This is a genomic window from Paenibacillus sp. HJGM_3 (genome assembly GCF_045062745.1).
Classification (GTDB): Bacteria; Bacillota; Bacilli; order Paenibacillales; family NBRC-103111; genus Paenibacillus_AA.
Genome location: NZ_JBJGED010000001.1, coordinates 192,558 through 209,863 on the forward strand (window position 1 = coordinate 192,558; position 17,306 = coordinate 209,863).

Below are 17,306 nucleotides of genomic sequence, written 5' to 3' on the forward strand. Positions count from 1 at the left end.
TTCGATCCAGTATTGCTCAGGAAATAAGTTATTGGTTCAGGTAAACGGTCTTGCCGGTCTTGGCGGATTCGTAGATCGCTTCCAGGATCTCGGTTACGACCAATGCTTGCTCAGCCTTCACGACAGGCTCGGTGTCGTTCAGGATGGCGTCGACCCACACTCTCATTTCCAAGTCGGCGTCCTTCTCGGCAGTGCCGCTGAAGAAAGCTACGCCCCCCGACTTCAAGTTCACTTCCTGCTCCCACATCCGGCTGAACGATTCGCCGTTCAAGCGCAAGCCGTCTTCCATGTCCGCTCCGCCCTCGGTTCCGCACAGCGTGGTCTTCGCTTCCTTCACGTCCAGGGTGTTGAGCGCCCAGCTGGATTCGAGCACGATCGTAGCGCCATTCTCCATCTTGATATAGCCGAATGCCGAATCTTCCACCGTGAATTTCTCAGGATCCCAAGGACCCCAAGCGTTCGCGGAGTTGGCGCGGCTGCCGAGCTTGTGGTAGACCGAACCGGTTACGCTGACCGGCTTGTAGTTGTCCATCATCCAAAGCGTCAAGTCCAGCGCGTGAGTCCCGATATCGATGAGCGGGCCTCCGCCTTGCTTCTCTTCATCCAGGAAGACGCCCCACGTAGGAACGGCGCGGCGACGGATCGCGTGAGCCTTCGCATAGTAGATCTCGCCCAGCTGACCGGATTCGCACACTTTCTTCAAGTGCTGGCTGTCCGGACGGAACCGGTTGTTGTAGCCGACGGTCAGCTTCTTGCCCGTACGCTTGGACGCTTCCACCATCGCGCGAGCTTCCTTGGAGGTGATCGCCATCGGCTTCTCGCTCATCACGTGCTTGCCGGCTTCCATAGCCGCGATCGCAATCTCGGCATGGTTGTAGTTCGGGGTACAGACATGAACGATATCGATCGTTTCGTCCTTCAGCAGCTCCCGGTAATCGGTGTACACCTTGGAGCCTTCCGCCCCGTATTGGTTCGCGGCTTTCACGGCGCGCTCTTCCACGATATCGCAGAATGCGACCATTTCCACATTGCTGAGCTTCTTCAGACTAGGCATATGTTTGCCGTTCGCAATGCCGCCTGTTCCAACGATCCCAATTCTAAGTTTCCCCATGAATAACGTCCTCCCCAGGAGCTTAAATTTAATCCCATACATGTTTGATACAGCAAGTACATTCACACAGCTTCTATGTAAACATAAAGCTTCTCCAGTGAACATGAAGTATATGCTACCAACATGAACATTCTGGCTACGAATTGCTTGTACAACCGACTAGCCCGAACTAGGAGGATACCCTCATGCTACATGACGCGATTATCGTTTGCCGCGACGGGGATCTCGTCTACGTAGGATGTACAATGCCGGCACCGTTTGGCCGCCAGCGGGATGTCGGACAGGCAATCCGGACATGTTTTGCTAGCCGGCTTCGGAGCGTCTTCCTTCTTGCGGCGGAACCGGTTCATCTGTTTCACTACAAGGAAGATGACAAACGCCACGATGAGGAAGTCGAGCAGCGTGTTGATGAACAGCCCATAGTTGAGCGTGGGCGCATCAGCTAACTTTGCCTTCTCAAGCGACTCATAGCTGCTCCCGTTCAAGCTGATGTAGAGGTTTTTGAAGTCCACCCTACCCAGCAGCTGCCCGATCGGAGGCATGATGAGGTCGTTCACGATGGACGTCACCACTTTGCCGAAGGCTCCCCCGATGATGACCCCGATGGCCAGATCGATCATGTTCCCCTTCATCGCGAATTCTTTAAATTCTTTCCACATCTGTACACGCTCCTTCAGCATCCCCATAATCCAATAACTCAAATCTGGTGGTTCTCTTGTCATTGTATATGGCAGAACACCGGGCGTCCAGTTCATTCACTGCGAGGCGTAGAGCGTGTATCCGTATGAGCTTTGGACTTGTGCTAAAATGTGGGGAGAATATGAAGGGAGAAAGGCGGTATTGCGAATGGGTATCGTGGAAAAAACGTTTCTGTGGATCGTTCTGCTGCTGTTCCCGGTCATGGCGCTGTATTGGCGGCGCTGGATTGTTTGCGGCTTGTATTCGTTAGGCTGCCTCATCTTCTTATTCACGACGCTGCGCGATCAGGACGGGTGGGAGGATCTAGCCGCGGTCGCTACGCTCCTCGTTCTGGTCCTCCCCCTCTATATCCTGGCCAGTGTCGTCTGGCTCATCGCGGCCATCCGGCAGCGAAGGGGCCGCACCCGCTAGCCGAAGGAGCGGCGGGACGGCCAGGAGCCCTGCAGCTTGCGAAGGAAAATGATCTGCCCGGTATGGTAAGCGTCGTGTTGGATCAGGCTGCTGACCCAATCCCCGGCCAGATTCTTCGGGATCGGCCGATCGTAATCGGCGTCCGTCCAAGCCGCGATCTGTTCGCGCAAAGCGTGGTGGACTTCCCGCATCCGCGTCTGAGCCGCTTGCCACCCGTCCTCTCCGCTACCCTGTACGGCAAAGGTTGAGTCATTGTCTCCGGCCGGCGAATTGTCGGGCTGGTTGGTCAGCCGCTGCAGCAGCCGCTCTTTATAGTAAATCAAATGCTCCAACGTCTCCCAGATCGTGTTAACATGTTCACCGGCAGGACGCCAGTTCGCTTGCTCTGCCGTCACCCCGTTCAACGCGTCCTTAAGCGGGGGCGACCAGCCTTCCTCATCGTAGCAATAATCCCATCCTTGCAACAGCATCTCGATTCGGTTCATGCTCTTAGTCATGTCGATTCCTCCATCATTGGATTCGTTTTTGTAACGGTCTAATATATTTTTATTGGTTACACGAAAACTATATCACACGCTTGGATTCCGGTTCAAGTAACTAGCAAAATATAATTTTAAGTGTTACACTACGCCTAATATCATAAAAAGGGAGCAGAAGGTGCATACTATGCTGTGGGACGATTTCGTCAATAGTTTGTGGCGCGACTGGAAGGGCGGCGGTCCGTCCCGGGATCGGCTCGACGACGCCGTTTGGCGTCAGGAGTGGATGGCGAAGCACAGCTTGGCTGCAGCACCGCCTACTGAACGGCAGCTGAACGAGCTCAAGCAGCTGCGAGACCTTTTGTTCCGGCTCATTCAGAGGTTGGAGACGGGGGAGACGTTGCAAGCGGACGAACTCGCAGCCCTGAACGAGGTGCTCCTCCAGGGCGAGACGATCCGTTCGATCGCCACCAGGGATGGCCGTTATCAGATGCAGTACTCCGCCGCCAGGCAGGACTGGCGCCAGGTCATGTCCGATATCGCCGCTTCGTTCGCCGAAGCGTTGAGCGAAGGGGACACTTCCCGCTTTCGCGTGTGCGACAATCCCGACTGTCTGTGGGTGTATTACGACGACACCCGCAACCGTTCCAAGCGGTATTGCGACGATAAGATGTGCGGGAACTTGATGAAGGTGCGCCGGTTCCGGGCGAGGAAAAAAGCTGAACTCATGGAAGCCGAAGCCGCTGCCGAAACTCCGCATACGCCGTCTGAATAAAGGATTTGGTGCCCTTTCCGGCATGACCGGGAAGGCTTTTTTGTTTACTCCGCTCACAAATGGCGAGGTCGATTCCGGGCATACTAACGCTACGTACGTGAATCCCACATGGAGAGGTGGTTAATGGATGAGCGTGGTGGCTGACTCAGCCGTATCCGTCTACTTCGCGGCCGGCATCAGCATGTTGAGCACGACCGATATGTTTCGGGAAGCGATGCGGCATGTGGAGAGCCGGTACAAGAGCGGAGGTTGTTCGAAAGTGCGGGTGCAAACCTTTTTTCCCTACGGCACGCTGGATCATCTTCCGACGAAGTCCGGGCAGCTCCGGTTCATTGCCGGGCAAGCGTTCACCGTAGGCCGGGATATTTATCGCCAGCCGAAGGACACGGTCGGCGGCCGGACCCTGTACCGGGAGATCCGCAACGACTACGATACGGAGAATGGCGGCTCGATTGTCCTGATCGGCCACAGCGGCGGAGGCATCGCCTCGTACAAAGCGGCTCAGCTGCTGGGGGAGGAAGGGTATCCGGTTATGAAGGTCTTCATGGTCGGTTCCCCGCAGATCGCCATCTGCCCCAGCTGCCGCGACAAGGTGTTCGCGATCGAACACGGCGGCCGGTTCGGCGATTGGATCTCGCGCAGCGCGTTTCATTGGTTTCGGCCGGCCAAGGTCCGGGCCCGGATTCCGATCCGGGGCGGTCATCGCCATTATTTTTGCAACCAGAGCAAGGACGAGAACAACGTATCGAATATGGACAAAGTGATGGATTTCATTTGGGGTTGGATACAAGGGGAACCTGGAATCGTATATAATGGGATCAAAACCTAACCCGAGACGAAACGAGGAATTCACCCATGTCCACCGATCTCCGCGAGCTAAGCACCATGCTGCCCTCCTGGCTGGAGGCGAGCCGCCGCATCTCCGCCCAGGGCGCCGTCGCGAGCTATATTCCCGAGCTGCAACACGCTCCTTCCGATGCGTTAGGCATCGCTATATATTCGCTGGAGGGGCACACCCTCGAAGCGGGAGACTGCAGCCACTCGTTTACGATGCAGAGCATTTCCAAAGTGTTCACGCTGCTGCTCGCGCTTATAGACCGGGGAGAACAAGCGGTATTCGACAAAGTGGGCATGGAGCCGACCGGCGACGATTTCAATTCGATGCTCAAGCTTGAGCTCGTGGAACCGGGCAAACCGTTCAACCCGCTGATTAATGCGGGCGCTATCGTAATATCATCCTTGATTGCAGGTCAGACCCCGGCTGAGAAGGCGGAGCGCATCCTAGCGTTCATCCGCCGCCTTGCCGGGGATTCCTCTATTGCCGTGAATGAAAGCGTATGCCGCTCCGAGTCGCGCACGGCGAACCGCAACCGCTCCCTCGCCTATTTCCTGAAGGACAACGAGGTGTTGGACGACGATGTGGAGCCAACGCTTGAAGTGTATTTCCGCCATTGCTCCATTGAGGTGAATTGCCGCCATATCGCGCGCATGGCTACGGTGCTGGCCAACGATGGACGCGACCCGCAGACCGGACGGGAGCTCGTCCCCCGCCGTTACGTACAGATCGCCAAGTCGTTCATGATTACGTGCGGGATGTACAACGAGTCGGGTGAATTCTCGATCAGAGTGGGCATCCCGGCGAAGAGCGGGGTCTCCGGCGGCATTCTCGCCCTTGTGCCCGGTCAGCTCGGCATCGGCATCGTCGGCCCGGCGCTGAACGGCAAGGGCAACAGCATCGCCGGCGTTCACCTGCTGAAGCAGCTGTCCGAGCGCTACGACTGGAGCATTTTTTGACATTTAACCGCTCTGGGAGCCGGGGTGTAGGACCTCCGATTCATTTTTTCGGGCACGTTTGCGTTTCCTGAATGGGGCAATTTAAGATTAGAATACCCATCCGTTCTATTCTTGTTGCACTATCGGATACTCATCCCACGAAGAGGAGATCACCCATGACTCAGAAAGCGAACAAAGGATACTCCAACCTCATTCCAATGCAAGAAATCGAGTCGCCGGAGATCGCCGTCCATCCATTCGAGGTGTACAACAGACTTCGGGAAAGTACGCCGGTCCGTTATGATGAAAACCGGGATTGCTGGGACGTCTTCCGCTATGAGGATGTCCAATACGTTCTGAAACATCCCGCGCTCTTTTCTTCCAAAAGGGGGATCTCCGAGCAGGAGAACCTGCTGGTCCTGGATCCTCCCAAACATACGCAGATGCGCAATCTGGTCAATCAGGCTTTCACGCCCAAAGCGATTGCCGCCCTTGAGCCGCGCATCGCGGAAATTGCCCTTGAGCTGATCCATGAGACCGCAAGCGGCGGAGAACTGGATCTTGTGCGGGATTTTGCGGGTCCCCTGCCCGTCATTGTCATTGCCGAGCTCATTGGGATCCATCCGCGGGACCGCAAACTGTTCAAGGAATGGTCCGATACCCTTGTTACCGGACCACAAGACAACTCGGACGATGCGATGCGCGCCGTCATGGCCCAACGCCAGAATGCGATCCGCCAGCTGGCCGGCTACTTCACGGGCATCATTGAGGAACGCCGCCATCAGCGGGAAGAGGACCTGATCTCTCTCTTGCTCGATGCCGAGATCGAAGGCCAGAAGCTGACCCATCAAGAGGTGCTTGCTTTCTGCATCCTATTGCTCGTAGCCGGCAATGAAACGACGACCAATCTGATTACGAACGCCGTCCGTTACATGACTGAGCATCCGGACGTCCAGGAGCTCCTTCGAAGTCAGCCTGAACTAATGCCGACAGCCGTGGAAGAAGTTTTGCGCTATTACCCGCCTATCCAGGCCATCGGCCGGGTCGCGGTTAGCGACGTCGAATTAGGTGGAGAGCGGATCCGAGCCGGTTCCCAGATTGTGAACTGGGTCGCGGCGGCCAACCGGGACCCCGATAAATTCAAGGACCCGGATACGTTCCTCCCGGACCGGAAGCCGAACCCCCATCTGGGATTCGGCTTCGGGATCCACTTCTGCCTTGGCGCACCGCTCGCACGTCTGGAAGCGAATGTCGCGCTGAATCTGCTGCTCGACCGGTTCGCTCACATTGCCCACAACCGGGACGAGCCACTTCAGCCGATCCCGAGTCCGTTCGTGTTCGGAGTGAAATCTTTTTCTGTTAAAGTATCGGAGTAACATGACGGCGATCTTGTTCTCGCATACATCCCGACCCTGCAACCCGTTCCGGCTTAAGGCCATGAACGGGTTGTTCGCGTTCCGCGGCTGTCGGAATCTTGCTGTCCTATTGTTGAACGGTTTATTCCGGCACGGGCATCGGGGTATAATGTTCGCATGAAGGAGGCGAACACATGTGACGGAGTCCGAACGGTTCCAAGCCGTCTATGAATCGATATTGCGGCGCGACACCCGATACGACGGCATCTACTATGTCGGCATCGCCACGACCGGGATCGTGTGCCGGCCATCCTGCCGCTCCCGGATCCCGAAGCCGGAGAACGTCCGGGTGTACGATAGCCTGGAAGCGGCGCTCCGGGCCGGGTTCCGGCCTTGCAAGCGATGCAAGCCGGATACCCCGGGACAGAACGGTCCCGACGCGCAGCTCGCTCAAGCGGCGTTGAAGCTGATCCAGCATCAGTACGCCGAACCCTTGACGCTTGCGGTGATGGCGAGCCGGTTGAACATCAGCCCGTTTCATCTGCAGCGCACGTTCAAACGAACGACCGGCAGGACGCCCGCCGAACAGCTTATGCAGACGCGGCTCGAGACCGCGAGGCGCAAGCTCACGCAGTCGAACCATCCGGTCGCCGATATCGCGAGAGCGGTCGGGTTTCGCAGCGCGTCCCATTTCACCGCCGTATTCCATCGAACCTACGGATGCTCGCCGCAAACTTATCGAGCTCAAGGAGGATTGTCATGACCACAGTATATACCGCATCCCCTACATCCACATCGCACACTGAACCTTCCGACATAACCGAAGTGTACTGGAGCGCGATCACGCCCGGTTTGTTCCAGAACCGGCCGCTCTATCTAGCTGCGACGGGTAGGGGCTTGTGCCGGATCACCTGGCCGAATGAAGCTTTCGATACGCTTCAGAGCTGGGTCGAGAAGCATATTCCCGGCGCGCTGTTGATTGAGGATCCGTCCCGTATGGCTCCCTATGCCGAGCAATTGCTGGAATATCTGGAGGGCAGACGTACTGCTTTCACATTGCCATTCGATCTGCGGGGAACCGCGTTCCAGACGTCCGTCTGGCGCGCGCTCGCACAGATCCCCTTCGGCGAGACGCGCAGCTATTCGGACATCGCCGCTTCAATCGGCAGTCCTGCCGCGACCAGAGCGGTCGGAACGGCCAACGGGGCGAACCCTGTGCCGATCGTCATTCCGTGCCACCGGGTCATCGGCAAGAATGCGACGCTCACCGGGTTCCGCGGGGGCCTCAATGTCAAGGAGCAGCTGCTCCGGCTGGAGGGGTTTCATGCCTATACGGCAACCGGACATGCCCGCTTTCAGTTTTGACGTGGACGCCCGGCGGTTGACGCTTCCCCTGCCGGAGCCATACAGCTATGACGAGACCTTGCATTATTTGACCCGGTCTCCTGCCGAATGTATGCATCTTGTTGAAGGCCGCACCGTGCACAAGCTGATTGAGACGGCCGGACATCCGGTATGGGTTACGGTGAAGGAACATGAGATCGACCGGAACGTGCTCACCGTACGTCTAGCCGGAGATGCGCCAGCAGCAGCCGTACCTGAGGTCGCCAGCTTCGTGACCGACTGGCTCGATCTCCGCACCGATTTGACGCCGTTCTACCGTCTGACGGCGAGCGACCCGCTCTTGCAGCCGCTCGCCGATAGCTTCAGAGGACTGCGTATCGTAGGTATCCCGAACCTGTTCGAGGCGCTCTGCTGGGCGATCATCGGGCAGCAGGTCAACCTGCCGTTCGCCTATGCGCTCAAGCAGCGGTTCGTCCACACGTTCGGCGAGCCCGTCGAGCAGGACGGGCTCGTTCTGTGGCGGTTCCCGCAGCCCGCCGCAGTCCAACACCTCTCACCCGAAGCGCTGCGCGAGCTGCAATTCACGGGCAAGAAGGCCGAATACATCATCGGCCTGGCCCGGCTGATCGCGGACGGTGCGCTGTCCAAGGAAGCGCTGCTCGCGGCGCGGGACGAAGAAGAGGACCGCGCCGTCGAACGCCGGCTGCTCGCCATTCGCGGCATCGGCCCGTGGACCGCGCACTATGTCATGATGCGCTGCCTGCGCGACCCGGCCGCGTTCCCGATCGGCGACGCCGGCCTGCACAATGCGCTGAAGCAGCAGCTGGGCCTGGACCGCAAGCCGACCGAAGAGGAAATGAAGCGGCTGTTCTCCCGCTGGCGGGGCTGGGAGGCTTACGCCGTCTTCTATCTGTGGCGCAGCTTGACCCCTTCCCCTGCTCCCGCTCCAAATGTGGTACAATAAGAGACAGACAATCGTTGTACGCACGGCAGGATCAGGGGGCTAACCAAGCAATGGACTACATCATATTGGACATCGAATTCAACGGCCGCAAGTTCGCGAGCGACCTGCCTATGGAGGTCATTGAGATCGGAGCCGTTCGGCTCAACGCCGAGCTGCAGCAGGTCGATGAATTCGAGTCGTTTATCAAACCCGTTTATTTTTCCAAATTGAATAGCTTCATTAAGAAGAAAACCGGCATCCCGCAAGAATCGATCGACCGGGCGGCCCGGTTCCCCAAGGTGATCGGGCGGTTCATCGAGTGGCTGAACCGCAGCGAGTCGTTCCTGCTGTTCACATGGGGCGGCGAAGACTTGAAGCGCATCGTGCTCGACACGCGGATGCACAAGCTGGACGATTCGTTCTGGCTGGCCGTGAACTATTACGATCTGCTGAAGGGTTATCTGCGCTACAAAAACGTCTCGAACGACGTCAGCGTCGACACCGCCTTGGCCGATCTGGGGATCGAAGCGGAAGGCAACGCCCATCGGGCGCTGGACGATGCCCGGATGACCGCCCATGTGTTCCGGGCGATCGCGGACAAGCTCGATTACGCGTACACCCAGCAGTACAAGGACATGTTCTCGAACGCCAAGGAGCGGCGGACGGTGAAGAACGCAATCCGCGCTATGGTGTCGCAGAAGGTGGCTCCGAAGTGGGAATGGGTCGTCGAGCACTATTTCAAGGACAAAATCCCGCTGGACGATCCCCGGAAGGAAGCCGAGCTGCAGCAGGTGTTCGCCGACGAACTGGCGAAGGTGCAGAAGGCGGGCACTGCTGGGAAGCCGGGGTCGGCGACAAGCGAGGCGGTGGGTGCAGTAGATGGAACTGCGGGTAATGCGGGTACTGCAGCAAGTGCATCAGGCGCAGCTAAGTCCGCGGGTTCTGGGGAAAGACCGATTTTAGCTGAATAGGAGTTATCGCCGATGCCGTACGCGCAAGAAGAACCTGGAGCGCACGTCATGGCACGGCTTCAGGTTCTTCTGCCAGAAAAGCTCGCTTATGTGGTCGGATGCGTTCGGACGCGCTCAGCGCTTCACCGAACTTAAACTTTCCGATGTGGTTAGAAGCACTTCTGTAAGAAGTCATATCCTTGTTCAAGAACATCCAGCGGCGGACGGTGACCAGTCGCGTGATTGATAAAGAGATACCGCGACGGATCGGTATAGCCAGCACACTTTATGGAGTCCAAAGCGTCTTCATTGTCATAAAGTCCTGCGATAAGAACAAAAGGCTTCCGACCGGTAATTCGGAGAAGCTCCGCATGGTCCCTATTGGCGGCTTTTAAGGTATCGAGCTTGTCTCCCCAATACCACGGTTCCGACCAATTCGACCGATCCCAATCCATCCCGAAATCGCTGCACAGGATCGCTTTGATGCGGTGATCCAAGCAACCGGTGTACAGCGCCATTTTTCCTCCAAGCGAATGCCCGGCAATACCAAGCCGTTCTTGATCAACCCGGGGGTCGGCGCACAAAGCATCCACCAACAGCTGCGTATCGGCAATCAGCTTGCCCATGCCCGTCCACTCCGGGTGGTCTTGAAGCAGAATGTCGGCCGTTCGCCGCCAACGTGAGAAATCTTGACGTTCCAGTTCGAGATTCTGGTAGGTCAAGTGATAGGCCTCCGCCGTGATCGTTACATAGCCGCGGCGTACAAGATGCAGCGCCATCGCCAAATCAGGCTCGTCCGTTGGCTCGAGCGTGTCGAGGTTATATCCTGCCATCCGATCGGGGTAGTAGAACGGAACGACTACGGCTGGCAGATCTCCTTTATACGTTTTCGGAAACATCATGAGTGTCCGCTGCACGGTACCAGGGCCGTTTGCTTGCTCATACAACTCTCCATTAAACTCGGCCGTCTCGAATTTGCGAAGTAGCTGCAGTCGATGCTTGTAGTCATAGTTGTTGGGCTTGCCGATCAAATCCAGCCATTTTTGCGTAGCGTCATGGAATTCGTTCATTTCGATTCTCCTTGGATCAGTAAAATATTTAAAGGACCAGTTGACGATGGCCTTGACGCTCTACGCGAACCAAGCCATCGTCACGAAATCCTACGGCTGAATCTGCTTGTCGTTCCGTTCCACCGCATTGCGCAGCGCGGTGTTCACATCGACGCCTTTGCCCACATCCTCCATCATGCGCCGCAACAATGTGCCGGTTCCGTCCGGGAAGCGACTCTAATAGCTCGTAAAGCGTTGTCATCCATTCCTTGTTGAGAATAGCTTGTCCAGGCGAACCACTTCCCTGTGTAAGCTCGTCTTCAGCCGGCCATTACAAATACGATGTTACCGACTTTTAAGGCGGGCGTAAAAGTATATTTCCCGGTTTCTTGTGCTTCATCTATTCCAAAGAACTCTTTCATAATGCATGACTCCCTTCTCTCGGATCATGACTTAATTCGTTACAAAGCTCAATCCTCCTTTTATTAACTTTCTTTTCATTCTGTTATTCTGCACGTTACTCACACTAAGTTCAAAAAGGCAAGAGCAGCGAACTGCTCTTGCCTTTTTGTCTAGTCTCCTTGCTGTACAGCAGGCGCTTGGGCCTGTTGCGTCGGCAAGCGCAGCAGCGGGATGATCGCCAGGATGCCGATCACGAATAACACGGTCGCCGCTTCGAACATGATGACGATCGAGAACGTCTTCTTGAGCAAGCCGGCCAGGCTCATCGTGACGACCATCGCCCCCATGAACAGCGGATTCAGGATGCCGTTCACCCGGCCGACGAAGTCGGCGGACGTACTTTGCAGGATGAGCGTATTGATGCCGATCTGGATGCAGGGCAGCACGAGGCCGCTTACGAACTCGCCGGCCAGCGTCACGTACAGGTTCGTCGACAAGCCGCAGGTAAGGAACCCTGCCGCGCTGACGGTCATCCCGAGGACGAGCAGCTTTTGCGGACTCGCCTTTTTGGCCAGCGCCATCGTGAGCCCGCCGCCGATAATCATCCCGATACCGTTCGCCATCATGAGCCATTGCAGGTTCTCCTTCGCGAGGCCGAGCCGTTCCGTCACCAGGAACGCCGTGAGCGGCTGGGTCAGGCCGAGCGCGAAGCCCGCCGCCGCGAAGCAACCGCCGAGGCTGACCAGCACCTTGCTCGACATCACGTAGCGGAAGCCGGCGGCCATCTCTTGGCGAATCGTAGTCGGCTCCTTCGTTTCGGTCTGCTCTGGATCGCGGGGCAGGAACGACAGCACGGCGGCCGACAGCAGGAACGCCACGCCCATGACGCCGATCGCGACTTCGATGCCGAACGTCTGGTACACGAACGTGCCGAGAATCGGCCCGAGAATCATGAACAGGGCGAACATCGTCTGGTACATCGACATGCCGAGCTGCATTTGCTCTTCCGGCACGTGAATTTTGAACAGCTTCATCCCGGACGGCTGGGAAAACTGCGAGAGGATCGCCGACACCAATGTAGCCAGGAAGACGACCTTCCAAGACCCTAGAGTCATCGCGAGCAGAACGGCGAAGATCGAGACCGCGCTCAGGACGTCGCACCAGACCATCGTCCGCTTCGGCCGCCAGCGATCGGCGAACGTGCCTCCAATGAAGGAGAAGATGAAGATCGGCGCGAATTCCGCGACGAAGATCATCGAGACCGCGAACGGATCTTCGTTCGTCTGTTCCATGACAAAGAGCAAGATGGCGTAATTCCGCACCCAGATCCCGATTTGCAGCAGAAGCCCCGAGAGCAGAATAGACTGGATAAACCGATTTTTCAAAAAACTTCCTTTCGATGACACTTCATAAACCCCCTAACAACATTTGAGTCCCGGCTGAAATCTAAGGATAGCCGATCCCGGGGCACGAGACAAGGGACAAAACCGATATAACCGTCTATCGAGGCGACGCCTTCGAACGCTGAAGCAGCCGGAACCGCCAGGGAGTCACAAGCCAGAGCGCGGCCGCCGGCAGCATCCACCAGAGCGAGCCCATCGCTCTCGTCGCGGCCTCATAGCTGAACAGATGAGCCGCATGTTCCAAGGCTCCATCCCATGGCTCGCGCAGGCTGGCCACACCGATCGCGATCCAGTAGCCCGCCCCGAGCGCCGTTAGGATTTCCGTGCGAACCGCGAACGCCAGCGTCAGCCCGAATGCGGCCATCGGCAGCAGAATCACGAGATACAAGCCGCCGCCGCCCAGGATGGGAAGCAGCTGCAGACCAATTACGAGTGCCAGTAATCCATAGGCAGAGGCACCCACCCACGAGGGATGCCCGCGTCTCGCATAGGCGGACGTCACAGTCAGCCCCATATACAGGACTGGAAGCAGCGTCGGCGTCCCGGGCACGCTCCAGGCCGACCACATATACCCAATGCCGAGCAGGATCAAGATAAAATCCAACTTGTCCATTCGATCTCCCGTATAGACGTACGGCTGCCTGCGGGAGAACAAGGACGTGAGCAAGCTTGCGATCAGCAGCAGCGGCATGTGAACGAGCAAATCTCCGAACTCGGCAGCGTCTACGAGATCTCCTTGGGTATAGCTAGCGAACAGTACGATCCCCCACCAGCCGACCAGCATGCCCGTCAGCCAACCCGTCTGCCACTCGAACAGCAGCGCCGCGAGGAACGCTATCACCGGCAGCCACACATCCAGCCCATGATACGGTACGTCCCAACTCCTATGAACCCAGTATGCCGCAATCCCGGTCAGGAGCGCATAAGCGGCCGCCGCATAGACGGCTTTGGACCGGCGCTTCGCCGCAAACGTCAGCAGGCTGAGCGCAATCACGCAGACACTGGGCAAGCCGGACCAGGGTAAGCCCAGCAGCCGATTCAGAAGGACGTATACGATGCCGAGCCCCGCACTGATCAGGTCGATCCGGGCGAGCAGCTTCGGGTCTATCAATCGCCAAGCGATTAGCATAAGCTCCCTGCCTTTGAAAAAGGAATTTATCTCCTATATTCTCCCTTTTTCCACAAAATTCCTTCTTTTTCAACAGTAGATTCGCGTATCGGCTTGACAGCCTCCGTGGAGAAGAGGTACTTTTCCTAGTAAGAGCTATCGAGGATAATCCAGGAGGAGGGACCGGGCAGTGACAGTGGAAGTAGGAGTAGGAGCCGGAGTTACATATAAGCTCTACACGATGTGCATGGTGCAGGACGGCAGCAAAGTGCTGCTCGTGAACCGGCCGGACCGCAAAGGGTTTCCGGGCTACATCGCTCCGGGCGGCAAGGTGGACTTCCCCGAGAGTATCGTGAACGGTGCCATCCGGGAGGTCCGTGAAGAGACCGGCTTGCTTGTGAAGGACATCGTTTATAAGGGGCTGGATGAGTTTTGCGATCCGGTAGCAGGGCTGCGGTATATGGTGTTCAATTATTTGGCGACATCGTTCGAAGGAGAACTGCTGGAGTCTCCGCCCGAAGGTGAGCTGCTGTGGGTGGAGAAGGACGAAGCGCTGCAATTGCCGATGCAGGATTGGTTCAAGCGGAGATTTCCTCTGTTCTTCGCACCCGGCACGTTCGAACGCAGCGTGGAATGGGATGCCCGCGACCGGATCGAGCTCAAGAAGACGGATCGGCGCTATGCTTAATGGAAGACACAAAGCCGGGAGCCCACCGGGCCTCCGGCTTTCTTCTATTCGCCTGGACGGTTACGCATGCATCGGACGGTGCTTGCCGCCAAGCGTGTCCTTGCCTTTACGCTTCGGGGTCAGCTTCATCGTCAGGTCGCGCAGCAGCGGCAGCAAGTAGTAGTCGGCTCCGAACCGGCCCGCATTGGCGCCTGCCAGGAACACGATCCCGCCGATCAGCACCATCCAAGGATTCGTGCTTACGGTTCCGGCGAACAGGAACATGAAGTTCATGAGCAGACCGAAGAACGCAGCGGCCGTAGTCAGCGCCCCCAGAAGTAACCCAAGGCCGACGAGGAATTCACCTAGCGGGATCATGAAGTTAATCCAATTCACATGGGGCAGCGCGAAATGCTCCAGGAAGCCGGTGAATGTGGGGTAGACGAGCTCATTCGTCGCTTTGTCAACGATCGGCTTCGCGATCGCCCCCTTCAGGAAACCTTCGGCATTGAAGCCTCCCGTCCATTTGTGCCAACCCGCGGTCATCCATGTCCAACCGATATACAGTCTCACGACGAGCAGCAGTGCGGCGGCCCATTTGTTCGTGCGCATCCAGTTTACCATTTTCCAACACTCCTCTTGTGATTAATTTCACATTGGAGACCGATCATCTCCACCCATAATGTACCATGCCGGCCGTATATGAGCTGTGATAATAATCACAGATTCTGTGCCTTGGATTGGTCGAACCAAACGAGCGTTTTCATCGATACGTAACCGCCATAGATGATGTAAGCGATGGATCGGTTCCATCGCATTATCCAACATGTTGGGTTCCATCATCCACGCCCAACCGTTACACAACTTCTTTGGTGAGAAGATCCAATATCCTCTCCATCACATCGATGCCCTTCTCTTCTGCAGCTTTTGCCAGCTTCAATAGCTCGATCGCTCGCATGGCCTGAATCGGGTCGTTCGGTTCGCCGCTCTGCGGAAATGGAAACATCGCGCGCATTTTAATAAGAGGGTCTGCCACTTGTTGATAATAATCGGCGGCCTCATCCGCCAACTTCAGCAGTTGCTGTTCAAGCTCCGTTGTTCCCATCCATTTTTGTTTAAAACCTCTAAGAAACTTCACGGCAAACTCCCGTGCATCCGCAATGATAGCCAAATTATAGGAGTTGCCCAGGACGTCTATCTTTTTGTTGGTAAACGCTTCAATCCATGCGTCAAAGCCGGCGAGTCCGTTACGGTAAGGTTCGTGATCGGGCTTCTGGAACTCTCCTTTGCTAAACGCTATAGTCCGTTTTAACGACTCCCGCAAAACAGACATCATTTCTACAGGCTGAGAGTCCGATATCGCCATCGCATGGAGAAACTGATAGCGCCGGTTGTTGATTTCGGTATAAGCAATCGTTCCGTCTTTTTCCACATCGCGCGCGTATAACACCTGTTTATCATGGTCGTAGCCGTATATAATACCAAACTCCGGGACAAACAAGTCCCAGCCGGTTACCGGCATTCCCTTGTCGATGCTCGATTGCACGAATGTTATGAACTCCTCCAGCTTTTCAGGAGAGGCAGGAGTGGGGATGCCGATTTGCTCGACTTGAAAGCCGAATAATTGAAACGTTCTTCCCATCAAGTCAAAGGGTGAATAAACCGTAGGAGCGGCCGGGTTTACCGTCTCCCGGTGAATCGTAATGCGGAACGCATGGCCGGAAAACCCCATGACATCCTCGATACTGAACATCCCCTTCTTATCTGTGTACTGCAATATACCGTAGACCGTTTGTGCCGCCTGCGTCCAGGTTAACAGCGCGGGTCCTAGAACCTTGGTTGACATCTGGTCGATCGCTCCTTCACGAGTTACTCAAATGGGATGGCCAATATCTTTTTAGTCGGGAGCTTCTGCTCCACTCTTCGTTTGGCAAAGTCGACAAAATAAATACGAATCCGCTCCTTCTGTACTTTTTTGCGCGAACGTGAGAGGAAGTTGTAAATGTTCGAAGATGAAGTATGGAACAGGTCGGCGATTTCGTGAATGGATAGCTGGCGGAAGAAATGCGCCTCAAATACCGCTCTTTCCTTCTGGCTGAGGCATTGCAGCAAGGAACGTATGCTCTCGATCATTTCGCGGCGAACGACGACTACGGACGGATCCTGCTCGCGCCCCCGCTCCAGTACAGATTTGCTCAAGTGGAACAAAATGCTGTCAATGTTCCGCATGTCCACCTGATCCCATGAGACTGAAGAGTTCTCCTCTACCGTGGTAAAGGTCTGTTCTCTGCCGTTCGGACCTCTGCCGCGTCTAAGGCGCATATGGGCCTGGTTGCGCACAATTTGCTTCAGCCAGGGCATGAAGCGGCTGGTGCTCATCAATGTCCCTAGATGCAGGAAAGCGCTGATGAGCGCATCCTGTACGATATCCTCCGCCAAATAGGCATCCTGCGCAATCGAAGAAGCCCAACCAAGCGCTTTGGCGCGGTGCCGGCGTACCAATTCGCCAAACGCCTGTTGATCTCCTGAGCGGGCACGCTCCACAAGTTCGTGCTCCGGAGCCAGCTCCACAGAAAACTCAGGCTCTTCTTCCTTCCACAAATCCTGACGCACCTGCTTATACACCTCTCTCTTTGCGCTTTCTTCAGATGCCACTATCCTGCTAAATCTATCATCATTTAAATAAATTTTTAACTATTCTTGATATGGATTTCCCATGAATCAAATCGAGGAAACGGTGAAGGTCCCAGGGAAGCTGCGTCTTAAGACTTATTTTCCCAGAGACATTAAAATCTGGCTTTCGTCATTCAGGATTTGTCTCCTTTACAGGAATATCT

General features: G+C 56.3%; 19 protein-coding genes. 10 read left to right on the forward strand and 9 right to left on the reverse strand.

Annotated features, from left to right (window positions below; translation table 11 throughout):
- Positions 1-28: 28 nt before the first annotated feature.
- On the reverse strand, positions 29-1,111 hold the full coding sequence (locus ACI5FR_RS00810; protein ID WP_405449013.1) for a Gfo/Idh/MocA family protein: 1,083 nt from the start codon (positions 1,109-1,111) through the stop codon (positions 29-31).
- 188 nt (positions 1,112-1,299) lie between these two features.
- On the reverse strand, positions 1,300-1,770 hold the full coding sequence (mscL, locus tag ACI5FR_RS00815) for a large conductance mechanosensitive channel protein MscL (RefSeq protein ID WP_405449016.1): 471 nt from the start codon (positions 1,768-1,770) through the stop codon (positions 1,300-1,302).
- 187 nt (positions 1,771-1,957) lie between these two features.
- Between mscL and ACI5FR_RS00820 the strand changes: the two genes are divergently transcribed.
- Positions 1,958-2,221 carry a hypothetical protein gene (locus ACI5FR_RS00820; protein ID WP_405449019.1) on the forward strand — a complete coding sequence of 88 codons (264 nt, stop codon included), beginning with the start codon at positions 1,958-1,960 and terminating at the stop codon, positions 2,219-2,221.
- Here the strand turns inward: ACI5FR_RS00820 and ACI5FR_RS00825 are convergent.
- A complete protein-coding gene (locus tag ACI5FR_RS00825) occupies positions 2,218-2,718 on the reverse strand; it encodes a DinB family protein (RefSeq protein ID WP_405449021.1) in 501 nt (166 codons plus the stop codon). The genes ACI5FR_RS00820 and ACI5FR_RS00825 overlap by 4 nt on opposite strands.
- A 169-nt stretch (positions 2,719-2,887) precedes the next feature.
- Between ACI5FR_RS00825 and ACI5FR_RS00830 the strand changes: the two genes are divergently transcribed.
- The 8 genes from ACI5FR_RS00830 (at position 2,888) to ACI5FR_RS00865 (ending at position 9,861) form a co-directional block, all read left to right on the forward strand.
- The gene (locus tag ACI5FR_RS00830) at positions 2,888-3,475 is read left to right on the forward strand and encodes a CGNR zinc finger domain-containing protein (RefSeq protein ID WP_405449024.1); all 588 of its coding nucleotides are present in this window, start codon (positions 2,888-2,890) and stop codon (positions 3,473-3,475) included.
- A 127-nt stretch (positions 3,476-3,602) separates the two neighbouring features.
- Positions 3,603-4,304: an alpha/beta hydrolase family protein gene (locus ACI5FR_RS00835; RefSeq protein WP_405449026.1), complete on the forward strand. Its 702-nt coding sequence runs from the start codon at positions 3,603-3,605 to the stop codon at positions 4,302-4,304.
- A gap of 26 nt (positions 4,305-4,330) precedes the next feature.
- Complete coding sequence (gene glsA, locus ACI5FR_RS00840; RefSeq protein ID WP_405449029.1) at positions 4,331-5,269, forward strand: glutaminase A; 939 nt, start codon at positions 4,331-4,333, stop codon at positions 5,267-5,269.
- 155 nt (positions 5,270-5,424) lie between these two features.
- A complete protein-coding gene (locus ACI5FR_RS00845) occupies positions 5,425-6,624 on the forward strand; it encodes a cytochrome P450 (protein WP_405449032.1) in 1,200 nt (399 codons plus the stop codon).
- Between the two features lie 175 nt (positions 6,625-6,799).
- Entirely contained in the window at positions 6,800-7,366 is a 567-nt protein-coding gene (locus ACI5FR_RS00850) for a bifunctional transcriptional activator/DNA repair enzyme AdaA (protein ID WP_405449035.1), read from the forward strand.
- Positions 7,363-7,968, forward strand: coding sequence for a methylated-DNA--[protein]-cysteine S-methyltransferase (locus tag ACI5FR_RS00855; RefSeq protein ID WP_405449036.1), 606 nt, complete (start codon positions 7,363-7,365; stop codon positions 7,966-7,968). The genes ACI5FR_RS00850 and ACI5FR_RS00855 overlap by 4 nt, the downstream gene beginning before the upstream one ends.
- Positions 7,928-8,911: a DNA-3-methyladenine glycosylase family protein gene (locus ACI5FR_RS00860; RefSeq protein WP_405449039.1), complete on the forward strand. Its 984-nt coding sequence runs from the start codon at positions 7,928-7,930 to the stop codon at positions 8,909-8,911. The genes ACI5FR_RS00855 and ACI5FR_RS00860 overlap by 41 nt, the downstream gene beginning before the upstream one ends.
- Positions 8,912-8,961: 50 nt before the next feature.
- A complete protein-coding gene (locus ACI5FR_RS00865; RefSeq protein ID WP_405449041.1) occupies positions 8,962-9,861 on the forward strand; it encodes a 3'-5' exonuclease in 900 nt (299 codons plus the stop codon).
- A gap of 149 nt (positions 9,862-10,010) precedes the next feature.
- Here ACI5FR_RS00865 and ACI5FR_RS00870 read toward each other — a convergent pair whose 3' ends face one another.
- The 3 genes from ACI5FR_RS00870 to ACI5FR_RS00880 form a co-directional block, all read right to left on the reverse strand.
- Positions 10,011-10,910, reverse strand: a complete 900-nt coding sequence (locus tag ACI5FR_RS00870) for a dienelactone hydrolase family protein (RefSeq protein WP_483875157.1) — start codon at positions 10,908-10,910, stop codon at positions 10,011-10,013.
- A 551-nt stretch (positions 10,911-11,461) separates the two neighbouring features.
- On the reverse strand, positions 11,462-12,697 hold the full coding sequence (locus ACI5FR_RS00875; RefSeq protein WP_405449043.1) for an MFS transporter: 1,236 nt from the start codon (positions 12,695-12,697) through the stop codon (positions 11,462-11,464).
- 94 nt (positions 12,698-12,791) lie between these two features.
- The gene (locus ACI5FR_RS00880; RefSeq protein WP_405449046.1) at positions 12,792-13,823 is read right to left on the reverse strand and encodes a hypothetical protein; all 1,032 of its coding nucleotides are present in this window, start codon (positions 13,821-13,823) and stop codon (positions 12,792-12,794) included.
- 220 nt (positions 13,824-14,043) lie between these two features.
- On the opposite strand from ACI5FR_RS00880, the gene ACI5FR_RS00885 reads away from it, so the two are divergent.
- Entirely contained in the window at positions 14,044-14,490 is a 447-nt protein-coding gene (locus ACI5FR_RS00885) for an 8-oxo-dGTP diphosphatase (protein ID WP_405449789.1), read from the forward strand.
- A 60-nt stretch (positions 14,491-14,550) separates the two neighbouring features.
- Here ACI5FR_RS00885 and ACI5FR_RS00890 read toward each other — a convergent pair whose 3' ends face one another.
- The 3 genes from ACI5FR_RS00890 to ACI5FR_RS00900 all read right to left on the reverse strand — a co-directional run bounded on the left by ACI5FR_RS00890 (position 14,551) and on the right by ACI5FR_RS00900 (position 17,082).
- Positions 14,551-15,093 carry a DoxX family membrane protein gene (locus ACI5FR_RS00890; protein ID WP_405449049.1) on the reverse strand — a complete coding sequence of 181 codons (543 nt, stop codon included), beginning with the start codon at positions 15,091-15,093 and terminating at the stop codon, positions 14,551-14,553.
- A 232-nt stretch (positions 15,094-15,325) separates the two neighbouring features.
- A complete protein-coding gene (locus ACI5FR_RS00895; protein WP_405449051.1) occupies positions 15,326-16,315 on the reverse strand; it encodes a hypothetical protein in 990 nt (329 codons plus the stop codon).
- A gap of 23 nt (positions 16,316-16,338) precedes the next feature.
- The gene (locus tag ACI5FR_RS00900) at positions 16,339-17,082 is read right to left on the reverse strand and encodes an RNA polymerase sigma factor (protein ID WP_405449053.1); all 744 of its coding nucleotides are present in this window, start codon (positions 17,080-17,082) and stop codon (positions 16,339-16,341) included.
- Positions 17,083-17,306 lie beyond the last annotated feature (224 nt).